Below are 12608 nucleotides of genomic sequence, written 5' to 3' on the forward strand. Positions count from 1 at the left end.
TGTAAAAATGCCTATATTTGCAAAGATATAGCGGTCCAAATTATAAAAGCAAGGTACATCTCTAATGACTGATGCTGTTCAAAACGAAAACGTACAAGAAGCTTCTTCACCTGAAGAAAATAAACTCATTGCTGAGCGCCGTAGCAAGCTGGATCATATCCGCCAAAACTGCAAAGCAAATGGTCACCCAAATGATTTCCGTCGTGAGCACCTAGCTGGCGATCTTCAAGCGGAATTCGGTGAGAAGACTAAGGAAGAGCTAGAAGAGCTTAACCACATCGTTGCGATCGCTGGTCGTGTTATGGCGAAGCGTGGTCCATTCCTTGCGATTCAAGAAACTTCTGGTCGTATCCAAGCATACGCAGCGAAAGACGTACAAAAAGTACTGAAAGAGAAGTACCAAGGTCTAGATATCGGTGACATCATCGGTGTTAAAGGGGCGCTTCACAAATCGGGTAAAGGCGACCTTTACGTGAACATGGAAGAGTTTGAGCTGCTGACTAAAGCACTTCGTCCTCTACCTGAGAAGTTCCACGGTCTAACTGACCAAGAGATGCGTTACCGTCAGCGTTACGTTGACCTAATCGTGAACGAAGATTCTCGCAATGCATTCATCGTGCGTTCTAAGCTTGTATCTTCAATCCGTAACTTCATGAGTGCTAAAGGCTACCTAGAAGTTGAAACGCCAATGATGCACGTGATCCCAGGTGGCGCAACTGCACGTCCATTCATCACTCACCACAATGCACTAGATATCGACATGTACCTGCGTGTTGCACCAGAGCTTTACCTTAAGCGTCTAGTGGTTGGTGGTTTTGATCGTGTATTCGAAATCAACCGTAACTTCCGTAACGAAGGTCTGTCTCCACGTCACAACCCAGAATTCACAATGATGGAATTCTACCAAGCTTACTCTGACTACAAAGATCTAATGGATCTAACTGAAGAGATGTTAAGCACGGCAGCAATGGATGTTCTTGGTTCTACTTCTATGCCTTACGGTGACGAAACGGTTGAGTTCGGTGGTACTTACGCTCGCATGAGCATGTTCGATGCAATCAAACACTACAACCCTGAGCACGCTGAGATTCAAGCGCTAACAGAAGCAGATCTACAAGACCGTGAGAAGATGGTCGCTATCGCTAAATCTGTACACGTAGACGTAGAAACGTTCTGGACATGTGGTCAGCTTCTTGAAGAAATCTTTGGTGAAACGGCTGAGCCTCAGCTCATTCAACCAACGTTCATCACTGGCTACCCAGCGGACATCTCTCCTCTAGCACGTCGTAGCGATGACAACCCATTCTTTACAGACCGCTTTGAGTTCTTCATCGGTGGCCGTGAAGTCGCGAACGGTTTCTCTGAACTTAACGATGCACAAGATCAAGACGAACGTTTCAAAGCGCAAGTTAACGCGAAAGACGCGGGTGATGATGAAGCTATGTACTACGATGCAGACTACATTACTGCACTAGAGCACGGCCTACCGCCAACAGCGGGTCAAGGTATCGGTATCGACCGTCTAGCTATGCTATTTACAAATACGCACACAATCCGTGACGTGATCTTGTTCCCAGCAATGCGTCCACAAGCGTAATTTTTGCTTACAGGCCGTCGCAGCCCATTCAATGAAAAAGCCATCTTCGGATGGCTTTTTCTGTTTTTAGGCTTCAAAACCTAGCCTGTACCGCACTCTTGATTCGAATAATCATTATTTCTGGCGTAGTCTTACTATTGAGACGGAAAATCTAAGATAGTTCTCACTACTATACATATCGGCGCTGAATATGATCTCGTGGCACTTCGTAGAATTAAGAATCATGGAACTCGTATTAGCCAGACTTAAATAAAATAGAATAAGGAAGAAGGATGGGAACTCAATTTAAGATGGATTCCTTACCAGGTTCTCTTATCGTTGTTGGTGGTGCATACGAACCTTGGTTATCTGTATTAGAACAAGTGGGTTGGCAATGCACTCAGTGTGCGGATTTACGAAAAGCCGATGCCTTGATTGCTGACATTGGCCCATGCATTGGTATTGTTGATCTTAGCCACGATGAGTTCAGTCTTAACGGTATTGCTAACCTTGTGAGTAATAACAAACAGGTGAGGTGGCTCGCTTTTATTCGTGAATCACAATTAAGCTCTGATACGATCTGCCAATTTATCGTTAACTTCTGTATCGACTTTTTCACGGCGCCAATCCCTGATGCTCAGCTATTGAGTACCATTGGCCACCAATTAGGAATGCTCAAACTTGAGCAGAAAGTATGGCCAAACTACGGTATTAACAACAATATGGGCTTGCTAGGCGACTCTGTGGCGGTGAAGCGATTGAGAGACCAAGTAAAGCGCATTGGGCCGACTGACGTCAGTATCTTAATTTATGGCGAGAGTGGAGCTGGTAAAGAGACGATTGCGCGTTCTATTCACCAAAACTCGTCGCGCGCGCATAAACCATTTTTAGCGGTTAACTGTCGTGCCTTGTCTGAAATGAGAATAGAAGCCGAGGTGTTTGGTATTTCAACACAGCCAGCGACAACGCCATGCATGCTAGAAGAAGCCGATGGCGGAACCATCTTACTTAATGATGTTATAGCGATGCCACGCAATCAACAATTGAACCTGCTGCGCTTTCTACAAGAAGGTAAGATAGAAACCGCGAACGGACCAAAATCTGTCGATGTACGCATTCTTGCTGCGAACTCTTCTGATATCGAAAAAGCGTTAATTGAAGGGGACTTTAATGAAGAACTCTATCATTACATTAATGTTCTGCGGATCCATGTTCCGAGCCTGAAAGAGCGTATGAGTGATATTGCTGTACTGGCGAATCATTTCTTACGTGAGTACTCGAAAGAATTTAATGCTCAGGCGAAGAGCTTTTCTGAGGATGCGGTGCGCTCCATGAGTCGCTACCACTGGCCTGGTAATGTTCGCGAACTGATGAATCAGATAAAGCGTGTTGTTCTGATGTCAGATGCGGTGATCATTGAAGAGCACCATCTGGATTTACCTAAACAAAATGATGAACGCCGCAGCTTGAAAAGCATTCGTGAGCGTTCAGAGCGTGATGCATTGCTGATTGTATTGGAGTCCTACGGTGGACAAGTTTCGTTGGCAGCTAAGGAGCTTGGGGTATCACGAGCAACGATGTACCGCTTGCTGAACAAACACTGCCTTATTTCTGAGGGTGTAGTGTAGAACTCTCTGCTAAGTGATTAAATCAGTTAGTAAAATTTGAGAGCCACGCGTCATGCGTGGCTCTTTGTTGTTAATCGCTGCGTATATTGAGTGATTAACTTTCGGTCTCTAAGAGAGATGTTCTGTGATTTTATATAATCATAGTAAATATCTTATATATAAACCAATATGCAACTGTTATTTCAGGCGAATGCATTGTTTTTAAAATGTTAATAAATTATCGGTTGAATAACATACTCAGTTGGTTAGACTTTAACCGTGAAAGCAGCGGTTTAACAAAGACTTGTCTGCTTTAACTTCCCCATTTCTTTTTGGATTTTTTAGTTAACTTGGAGGCGCAAATGAAACATTTCGATTTTATACAGCATATTTGCGCGTCGTTTGATCCGTGTACTGACATGGTGACTGATATGTCACAAACATCAGCCATGGCCGATCGAAACACCCAAGATAAACCTAACTAATAGATCCGTACCCTTATTTGGCTGCGGAAAAATAGCAGCTAAGTGAGAAGCCCTCATACGATCTAACACGCTATTTTTCCTCAGTTGATCCAACAACTGGAGAGTTATTATGCGTCACTCAGTATATTTAAAATTAGCAACAATCCTTATCCGTGCCGATCTTCGTCGTGAAGAACGCGAATGGCAACGAAAAGTTCGCCGTAGTTCATATGAGCTACCTTGGAACAATACTCATTTATTAAAAGATATTGGTCTTGAAGCCGATGGTCGACCGATTGGTTTTTCTGAACCAGAAGTTGTCACTATTGAACGTCGAGTACGTCACCTTCGTCGTGTCCTAAGTGCGCGAATACCGACGTAATCTTAGGGGTTGATAGCACCGTTCAACCCCTAAGATAACTTACAGTGATAGTTATGGCGTCGAAAGTGCAAACTTTTGAACTAGAACTGGACAAAAAAGAGAAGCACTTGCTTCTCTTTTTTGCTTTTTTAAGCCGTTATCTAGTAAAGGAAAAGAGTTCTACTACGCTTTATAGAGCAGGGGGAGAACGTTTATGCAAAAGCATCAATTAGACATGTGGTTACATGGAGAGCACAAAGACTCTTATCAAACACCCAAAGTGTACGTTATTGGCTGTTCTGATATCTCAGAATATCTATTAGCGGTGGAGTACAAACATAAGTTGGAACCGGTAAAACAAGACGGCGTGCCACTTCATTTTGGATCTTTAGATCAAGTGAAAGAGGAGTTACTCCGGCTCGGCTTTGAAAAGGCCTATCTTCGCTTACACAACGCGTATGAAGAGTTTGGCAATGAACCAAGTCATAGCTACTGTGATATTGAATTGGCCCTCAAACCTCATTAGAAAGCGTATATAACGTATTTATAAACAGAGCTTGTTATTACGATCTATGCGTAGTGTGTTGTCAGTAATTTATGGGTGAATTGAGTTCGTAGGTAGAAACCACGTGGTTTGGTCTTGATGGGTTTGCCACTTGCACCGTAAGCTTCAGTTAACACTCGGCTGTTAGCGGCTTTTGGTCGAAGATGCAATGCTTCACCGTGCCTTGCTGTTATCTGTCCAACATTACCTAACACGATCAATTCCATCAGTTCTTCCCAGTCCCTTTTTAGAAGCTCATCTTCAGCTTCGTTTGGTGTCCAGAGTAAGGGAGAGCCAACATGCCTTTCTGCCAATGGAATTTCCCTTTCACCTTCTACAGGGATCCACAATACTTTAGATAGTTTGTTTCGGACGTGGCTGGTTTCCCATGTTAATCCCTGCACCCCCATCAGTGGGGCGACACAAACAAAGGTAGTTTCGAGTGGCTTTCCAGAATAGCCAATTGGAATGCTTTTAAGCTCGATACCTAGTTTAGCAAAATCTTGTTCTGGCTTACTGCCTGCTGGGGCGCCTAAGTGCCATTCCAGTAATTGTCCAACCCAGCCTTTATCACGCTTAAGGTCGTTTGGCATCACCATCTCGGCTTCATCCGCGAGCTCTTTAAAAGTCATTCCGGCAATCGCATACGCTCTGTCTAATAACTCTTGTTGTGTTTGTGGTTCTGGTTTCATAATAAAAGGTATGATCAAAAAAACGATTTTATCAGAAGTTATCACCAAATGCCGAGTGGTTAATAAATGATCTCCTTGTTATAAAAGAGATCAAACTCATGGTTATCCACAGGACATAAACGTAATTAATTGAAATATTAATTTAGTGGATAAATAAACAGGGTTTAGTGGGGGATAAAATGCTTGCTAAATGATGTTTAAAATGAATCTTTCACTTACTAGTGTGGATAAACTGCTGGGTGATTGATCTTTAACCATATTGAATTTTTGAAAGATCTTCTGCTGTTTTTTAATTCTAAAATACACAGTATTACGTTTTATATTACTGATATTTAATGTTTTTATTTTTAATTTTGGATTTTGTTATTTATGGTTCTGATGAGTTTATGGATTAAAAAAAACGATTTCTGGTAATTCTTCACATAGTTATTCACAGAAAAGGTGAATAAATGTGGTCTATGTCTCACTCTTGTGTGGGTAACTAAGATTTGAGCAAAACTTATCCATATTCTTAGTTAATATTCATAAATATAGCGCTTGTCACGTCACTAAGTTTGCTCCAATTGGGGATATGTGGAAAAATCAGTGTAATTAAAAATTTAGATAGAGGTTGGCCAGTGATAGATGGCGATGGTTACCGATTAAATGTTGGTATTGTAATCTGTAACAACCATGGTCAGGTCTTCTGGGCTAAACGATATGGACAACATTCATGGCAATTTCCTCAAGGGGGAATAGATGAAGGTGAAACTCCGGAACAGGCAATGTACCGCGAGTTGTATGAAGAGGTTGGCCTTACAAAAAAGGATGTAAAAATCGTCGCGACAAGTCGTCATTGGTTACGCTATAAGCTACCCAAACGACTGGTTCGGTGGGATTCGAAACCTGTCTGTATTGGACAAAAACAGAAGTGGTTCCTTTTACGCTTAGATTGCGATGAATCGTGTATCAATATGCAGCGTGGAAGTACACCTGAGTTTGATGGTTGGCGTTGGGTGAGTTACTGGTACCCAGTTCGACAAGTTGTTTCTTTTAAGCGAGATGTTTATCGTCGAGCGATGAAAGAATTCGCATCTTTGGCAATGCCGTTTAAAGAGCGAAAAACAAAAGGAAAACGCAAATTGCGTAGAGGTTAAGCATGCTCAGTCAACTAAGGGAAATAGTTGAACACGTATCAAGAGTTGAAGATGTGTCGACGGCTCTGGATATTTTAGTTAAAGAGACATGCAGTGCGATGCAGACTGAATGCTGCACCGTTTATTTAGCAAACAATGATATGCAGCGCCTTGAGTTGATGGCAACTCAAGGCCTGATCTTCAAAGGCAATAGTATTCACATTGGTTTTGACGAAGGCCTGGTTGGCCTTGTCAAAAGAAGTGCAGAGCCAATCAACCTCGCACAAGCCTCTGCTCACCCCGATTATAAGTTTTTTCCAGAGCTGGGAGAGAAGGTTTATCACTCTTTTCTTGGCACTCCCATCATCTATCGCAAGCAAGTGCTTGGCGTTTTGGTTATTCAACAGAAGTCCCCCCGTTTATTCAGTGAAATGGAAGAGTCTTTTCTTGTCACGCTCTCAGCACAACTTGCAGTTATTGTTGCGCATGCTCAAACCCAAGGTCATTGGTTATTAGAGCAGCAAAAGCTGCCTGCGACTAAAGGTGTCGCTGCGTCATCGGGTGTGGCGATTGGTGATTTGTGGTGGGATAACACGCAGCCTGAATTAACCGATGTTTACCCTGCGTCGACGCTTAATGTCGAAAGGGAGCATGAGTTGTTGGCGGTTGCGGTTGAAAATGCCCTCAATGATTTTAAGCGTATGCGCAAGCGCTTGGATAGTGATATTAATAAAGATGCGCTGGCGATCTTTGACCTGTTTACGCACTTACTGAATGATCCTATGTTACGTAAGGATCTGAAAAACCAAATTCAGAAAGGCGATAAGGCCGATTGGGCATTAAGACAAGTTGTTGAGAGTTACTCTAACCGTTTTGCTCGTATGTCTGATGTTTACCTTCGAGAAAGGGCACAAGATATTCGTGAGCTTGGTCAAAGGTTACTCTATTTTCTCCATAATTCAGAACAAGAGTTACGTACGTTCGATAAGCCGATTATTTTGGTTGTGCGTGAGTTGACGGCATCAGTATTAGCTTCAATACCGAAAGAGAAGCTGTTGGCTGTTATTTCTTTAGAAGGGGCGGCAAACTCGCATGCGGCGATTTTATCTCGTGCGCTTGGCATTCCTTCGGTAATGGGCATTAATCTCAACCTAGCTCAAGTGAATGGCAAACAAGCCATTGTTGATGGGTACAGCGGTGAGATATTTATTGAGCCGACTCAGAGTCTACTGATTGAATACCAAGGGTTTATTTTAGAGGAGAGTGAGCTCTCTTCTATGGTTAGCCGAGAGCTCTATTTACCTGCGAAGACACAAGATAACAAGCAAATTGAAATCCTACTTAATGCGGGATTAAGTGCTGATACCAACATAGCTATCAACCAAGGTGTTGATGGGGTTGGTCTGTATCGAACCGAAATCTCTTTCTTGCTTCAGCAAAGGTTCCCGTCAGAAGACGAACAGTTCAAGCAGTATCGCTCTGTACTCGCGAGTTACCCTGAAAAGCAAGTTGTGATGCGAACTTTGGATATTGGTGGCGATAAGGCATTACCTTACTTCCCAATAGAAGAAGATAACCCATTTCTTGGCTGGCGTGGTATTCGCTTTACGCTCGATCACCCCGATATATTTATTATCCAGTTGCGTGCGATGTTACGTGCGAGTTGTGATAGCCAGAATTTGAGTATCTTGTTGCCAATGATCTCTAGCACTCAAGAACTGGATGATACTGTTCAACTCATCGAGCAAGCCTACGATGAAGTACATGAGCTCGACAGTCGAGTTCGGATGCCACGTATCGGTATCATGATTGAAGTGCCATCAATGCTTTACCTTCTTCCGCTTATTGCGGATAAAGTTGATTTCGTTTCGGTGGGCACCAATGACTTAACCCAATATTTATTGGCGGTTGATCGGAACAATTCCCGCGTCTCTGATGTCTATGAATCCATGCACCCTGCAGTGATCATGGCATTGAAACACATTCATGATACTTGTAAGCAATATCAATTGCCTGTGTGTATATGTGGAGAGTTGGCGGGTGATCCAATGGGCGCTTTGCTCTTGATTGGATTAGGATATGAGACGTTAAGTATGAATACCTCAAATGTCGCAAGGACTAAATATTTGATTCGTCAATCTAAGCTTAGTGAACTGCAAGATCTGGCAAATAAGGCACTTTCAAAACCGTATGGTTGTGACATCTATAGTATGATGCTCAACTATTTCGAAGAGCGTGAATTTACAGGCTTCATTCGAGCAGGTAAAAAATAGGATTTAACGTGTCATATGAACTAATAGGCTTGTTAGCAGGCCTTGGGGCTGTTGTTGGTGTTTTAGCGGGGTTGCTAGGCATTGGCGGTGGCTTGCTGGTGGTTCCTGCCTTACTGTTTTTGCTTCCTAAAGCGGGTATCCCTCAAGAGTTTGCAATGCAAATGGCATTGGCGACCTCATTATCGACCATTATTGTTACGTCAGGATCGTCTGCGATTAACCACTTAAAATTGGGTAATGTAGAGATGTTTGTCGTTAAATGGTTGATGCCAGGTGTGGTAGTGGGTGGTTTTCTAGGTTCTTTTGTAGCCGACGTAATTCCAGCTCAATACCTACCGAAAGTCTTTGGTGTGATTGTATTGGTATTAGCATTACAAATGCTGTTATCGATTCGTTCTACGAGTCAGAAAGCGATGCCAGGCTCTGCAAAAACTATATTATGCGGTGGTGGTATTGGTTTAGTCTCAAGCTTGGCTGGTATTGGTGGTGGATCTTTATCAGTGCCTTTTCTTAACCATCACGGTGTAGAAATGCGCAAGGCGGTGGGGTCATCTTCGGTGTGCGGCTTTGTTATCGCTATTTCAGGAATGCTCGGGTTTATTTGGCATGGATCGTCTGTAGATGATCTTCCAGCGTTTAGTCTGGGCTATGTTTACCTGCCTGCTTTGGTCGCAATATCTTGTACTTCAGTGCTAACTACGCGAGTTGGTGCGAAACTGGCCACTCAATTGCCAACCCCTGTGCTAAAGAAATTCTTTGCGGTATTTTTAATGTTTATAGCAGCCACAATGCTGCTGTAGTGTCTTTTCTGTTAGCTGCTGAGCTGACCGTTATTCAATTTAGATAGAGAGCCAAATATGTCTCAGGGTTTTATCGAATTCCCAAATATCGATCCTGTTCTTATTGAACTAGGACCAATTTCTGTTCGCTGGTATGGCTTAATGTACCTGGTCGGTTTTATGTTTGCTCTTTGGCTAGCAAATCGCCGAGCTGATCAACCTAATAGTGGGTGGACTCGAGAGCAAGTATCAGATTTGCTGTTTGCTGGCTTTCTAGGTGTTGTGCTTGGTGGTCGTATTGGCTACGTACTTTTCTATAACTTTGACCTTTTCCTTGCAGACCCTCTTTACCTCTTTAAAGTATGGACCGGTGGTATGTCTTTCCACGGTGGCTTGCTTGGTGTTATTACTGCGATGTTTTGGTATGCCAAAAAGAACGGTCGAACCTTCTTTGGTGTAGCTGACATGATTGCACCATTGGTTCCGTTTGGTTTAGGTATGGGTCGTTTAGGCAACTTCATGAACAGCGAGCTTTGGGGCCGTGTGACTGATGTGCCATGGGCGATTGTGTTCCCTAACGGTGGTCCACTTCCTCGTCACCCATCTCAACTTTACGAGATGGCGCTTGAAGGTATTTTGCTGTTCTTCATCTTGAACTGGTTTATCAAAAAACCGCGCCCTCTTGGGTCGGTATCAGGGTTATTCCTAGCTGGATATGGTACATTCCGCTTCTTAGTAGAATACGTACGTGAACCTGATGCTCACCTAGGTTTGTTCGGTGGATTTATCTCTATGGGACAAATTTTGTCACTGCCAATGGTTGTCATCGGTGTGCTGATGATGGTGTGGGCATACAAGCGTGGTTACTACAAAGATGAATTACCACAACAAACGAAGTAAGGAATTGGTGTGAAACAGTATTTAGATCTCTGTCAGCGTATCGTTGATGACGGTACTTGGATTGAAAATGAACGCACGGGCAAGCGCTGCCTAACTGTGATCAATGCTGACCTTGAATATGATGTTGGTAATAACCAATTCCCACTGGTAACAACGCGTAAAAGTTTCTGGAAAGCGGCAGTTGCTGAACTGCTTGGCTATATACGTGGTTACGATAATGCTGAAGACTTCCGCAAGCTAGGGACTAAAACCTGGGATGCAAACTCGAACCTGAACGAAGCATGGCTGAATAACCCTTACCGCAAGGGGGAAGATGACATGGGCCGTGTTTATGGCGTTCAAGGACGTGCATGGGCAAAACCTGACGGCGGTCATATCGACCAACTGAAGAAGATTGTTGATGATCTAACAAACGGTATTGATGACCGTGGCGAGATCTTAAACTTCTATAACCCAGGTGAGTTCCACATGGGTTGTTTGCGTCCGTGTATGTACAGCCATCACTTCTCTCTACTTGGTGATACTCTGTACCTAAACAGCACTCAGCGCTCTTGTGATGTACCGCTAGGCCTGAACTTCAACATGGTTCAAGTGTATGTCTTCCTAGCTATCATGGCGCAAATCACGGGTAAGAAAGCTGGCGTGGCTTACCATAAGCTTGTGAATGCTCATATTTACGAAGATCAACTCGCACCAATGCGTGATATCCAGTTAAAGCGTGAGCCGTTAGCTGGCCCAACATTCCATATCAACCCTGAGATTAAGTCTTTAGAAGATTTGGAAACGTGGGTAACGATGGATGACTTCTGGGTTGAAGGTTACGAATGCCACGAAGCGATTAAGTACCCATTCTCGGTTTAATATCATCCGCTTTGTTTGATTGAAAGGCTGTCTCTGTGCAGCCTTTTTTGTATCTATGGTTCGGTAACGATATACGATATACGGATAGTTTATTCATGTAGGTGTGGTGCTTTTCCTATCTAAAGAGATGTCTTTCGTTACTCCGGCTTCTAAAAAGAAAAAACCCGCAACCTAGTAGGTGGCGGGGTTTACTGTAAGCGATGGAATGGTGTTTAAGCAGTAAGAGCTAACACGGTACCAGGCAGTACAAGAAATACTGCAACAAGGTAACCCGCGACTACAGCTTTGTTCTTCACAGCCATGTCTGAAATTATGTCTGCTGCTTTAACGGGTATTTCACGTAGGAACGGAATGCCGAAGATGAATACCGTTGCCATGATGTTGAATACCAAGTGTACTAGAGCAATCTGTAGTGCAAATACAGCGAACTCACCAGATACTGCTGTTGCTGCAAGTAGAGCGGTAATACAGGTACCGATATTTGCGCCCAGAGTGAATGGGTAAACGTCACGCACTTTAAGAACACCTGAGCCTACGAGCGGAACCATCAAGCTTGTCGTCGTTGAAGAAGACTGAACAAGGATAGTAACGATAGAGCCAGAAGCGATACCGTGAAGTGGACCACGACCGATTGCGTTCTTTAGAATCTCACGAGCTCGGCCAACCATTAGGCTCTTCATTAGCTTACCCATTACTGTGATCGCTACGAAGATAGTCGCGATACCAAGAACGATAAGCATGATGCCGCCAACGGTGTCGCCAAATGTTGATAGTGGCTCTTTAATCGCGCTTACTACAGGTTTAGTGATTGGCTTGATGAAGTTAAGACCCTTCATGCTCATATCACCTGTTGCTAGCATTGGAGATACTAACCAGTGAGAAATTTTCTCTAGAATACCAAATGCCATCTCTAGTGGTAGGAAGATAGCAACGGCTAATAGGTTAAAGAAGTCGTGAATGGTCGCGCTTGCGAATGCTCTTTTGAACTCATCTTTACAACGAACATGACCAAGGCTCACTAGCGTATTGGTTACCGTAGTACCAATGTTTGCACCCATGATCATCGGGATGGCTAGCTCAACAGGCAAACCACCTGCTACAAGGCCAACAATAATTGAAGTAACGGTACTTGATGACTGAATAAGTGCTGTTGCCACTAAACCAATCATTAAGCCTCCAACTGGGTGTGAAGCAAATTCAAAAAGAACCTTTGCTTGCTCGCCTGTTGCCCATTTGAAGCCTGTACCAACCATTGAAACTGAAAGTAATAGTAGGTAAAGCATGAATGCCAAGTTAGCCCAGCGTAGCCAACGAGTGGTACTCGAAATAGGCGCTGCTGCAGTAGTAGCTTGGTTCATAATGTTTTCTCCATTGGACCGTTTAAGTCTGAGTGTGGTCTGTTTGTTTAATCTGAGCGAGATGTTAGAGATTAAATA

Annotated in this window: 12 protein-coding genes; 10 read left to right on the forward strand and 2 right to left on the reverse strand. The window is 43.4% G+C overall.

Features of this window, described 5'->3' with window-relative positions:
- Nucleotides 1-64 precede the first annotated feature (64 nt).
- The 5 genes from lysS (at nt 65) to WR49_RS10135 (ending at nt 4534) form a co-directional block, all read left to right on the forward strand.
- Nucleotides 65-1597: a lysine--tRNA ligase gene (gene lysS, locus WR49_RS10120; protein ID WP_046223907.1), complete on the forward strand. Its 1533-nt coding sequence runs from the start codon at nt 65-67 to the stop codon at nt 1595-1597.
- 272 nt (nt 1598-1869) lie between these two features.
- Complete coding sequence (gene vpsR, locus WR49_RS10125; RefSeq protein ID WP_046223908.1) at nt 1870-3204, forward strand: cyclic-di-GMP-binding transcriptional regulator VpsR; 1335 nt, start codon at nt 1870-1872, stop codon at nt 3202-3204.
- A 341-nt stretch (nt 3205-3545) separates the two neighbouring features.
- Complete coding sequence (locus WR49_RS21705; protein ID WP_260167372.1) at nt 3546-3668, forward strand: hypothetical protein; 123 nt, start codon at nt 3546-3548, stop codon at nt 3666-3668.
- A gap of 109 nt (nt 3669-3777) precedes the next feature.
- Nucleotides 3778-4029 carry a hypothetical protein gene (locus tag WR49_RS10130; protein ID WP_046223909.1) on the forward strand — a complete coding sequence of 84 codons (252 nt, stop codon included), beginning with the start codon at nt 3778-3780 and terminating at the stop codon, nt 4027-4029.
- 193 nt (nt 4030-4222) lie between these two features.
- Nucleotides 4223-4534, forward strand: coding sequence for a DUF6482 family protein (locus WR49_RS10135; protein ID WP_046223910.1), 312 nt, complete (start codon nt 4223-4225; stop codon nt 4532-4534).
- Between the two features lie 44 nt (nt 4535-4578).
- Here the strand turns inward: WR49_RS10135 and mutH are convergent, their stop codons facing one another.
- Nucleotides 4579-5244, reverse strand: coding sequence for a DNA mismatch repair endonuclease MutH (mutH, locus tag WR49_RS10140; protein ID WP_046223927.1), 666 nt, complete (start codon nt 5242-5244; stop codon nt 4579-4581).
- Nucleotides 5245-5861: 617 nt separating this feature from the next.
- Here mutH and rppH point away from each other — a divergent pair.
- Genes rppH through WR49_RS10165 form a run of 5 tightly spaced genes read left to right on the forward strand, consistent with a single transcriptional unit; the run spans nt 5862 to nt 11172 of the window.
- Nucleotides 5862-6380: an RNA pyrophosphohydrolase gene (gene rppH / locus WR49_RS10145; RefSeq protein WP_017056118.1), complete on the forward strand. Its 519-nt coding sequence runs from the start codon at nt 5862-5864 to the stop codon at nt 6378-6380.
- A 2-nt stretch (nt 6381-6382) separates the two neighbouring features.
- The gene (ptsP, locus tag WR49_RS10150) at nt 6383-8632 is read left to right on the forward strand and encodes a phosphoenolpyruvate--protein phosphotransferase (RefSeq protein WP_046223911.1); all 2250 of its coding nucleotides are present in this window, start codon (nt 6383-6385) and stop codon (nt 8630-8632) included.
- A gap of 8 nt (nt 8633-8640) precedes the next feature.
- Nucleotides 8641-9432: a sulfite exporter TauE/SafE family protein gene (locus WR49_RS10155; protein ID WP_017056120.1), complete on the forward strand. Its 792-nt coding sequence runs from the start codon at nt 8641-8643 to the stop codon at nt 9430-9432.
- Nucleotides 9433-9489: 57 nt separating this feature from the next.
- Complete coding sequence (lgt, locus tag WR49_RS10160; RefSeq protein WP_046223912.1) at nt 9490-10311, forward strand: prolipoprotein diacylglyceryl transferase; 822 nt, start codon at nt 9490-9492, stop codon at nt 10309-10311.
- Between the two features lie 9 nt (nt 10312-10320).
- Nucleotides 10321-11172: a thymidylate synthase gene (locus WR49_RS10165; RefSeq protein WP_017056122.1), complete on the forward strand. Its 852-nt coding sequence runs from the start codon at nt 10321-10323 to the stop codon at nt 11170-11172.
- Nucleotides 11173-11384: 212 nt separating this feature from the next.
- Here the strand turns inward: WR49_RS10165 and WR49_RS10170 are convergent, their stop codons facing one another.
- Nucleotides 11385-12530, reverse strand: a complete 1146-nt coding sequence (locus tag WR49_RS10170) for a Na/Pi symporter (protein WP_046223913.1) — start codon at nt 12528-12530, stop codon at nt 11385-11387.
- Nucleotides 12531-12608 lie beyond the last annotated feature (78 nt).

The sequence above is a fragment of the Vibrio sp. ECSMB14106 genome (assembly GCF_000972265.1).
GTDB classification, from domain to species: Bacteria; Pseudomonadota; Gammaproteobacteria; order Enterobacterales; family Vibrionaceae; genus Vibrio; species Vibrio kanaloae.

Coding starts and splice junctions, on each gene's coding strand:
- lysS (WP_046223907.1), top strand. CDS start 65: ATGACTGATGCTGTTCAAAACGAAAACGTACAAGAAGCTTCTTCACCT.
- vpsR (WP_046223908.1), top strand. CDS start 1,870: ATGGGAACTCAATTTAAGATGGATTCCTTACCAGGTTCTCTTATCGTT.
- WR49_RS21705 (WP_260167372.1), top strand. CDS start 3,546: ATGAAACATTTCGATTTTATACAGCATATTTGCGCGTCGTTTGATCCG.
- WR49_RS10130 (WP_046223909.1), top strand. CDS start 3,778: ATGCGTCACTCAGTATATTTAAAATTAGCAACAATCCTTATCCGTGCC.
- WR49_RS10135 (WP_046223910.1), top strand. CDS start 4,223: ATGCAAAAGCATCAATTAGACATGTGGTTACATGGAGAGCACAAAGAC.
- mutH (WP_046223927.1), bottom strand. CDS start 5,244: ATGAAACCAGAACCACAAACACAACAAGAGTTATTAGACAGAGCGTAT.
- ptsP (WP_046223911.1), top strand. CDS start 6,383: ATGCTCAGTCAACTAAGGGAAATAGTTGAACACGTATCAAGAGTTGAA.
- lgt (WP_046223912.1), top strand. CDS start 9,490: ATGTCTCAGGGTTTTATCGAATTCCCAAATATCGATCCTGTTCTTATT.
- WR49_RS10170 (WP_046223913.1), bottom strand. CDS start 12,530: ATGAACCAAGCTACTACTGCAGCAGCGCCTATTTCGAGTACCACTCGT.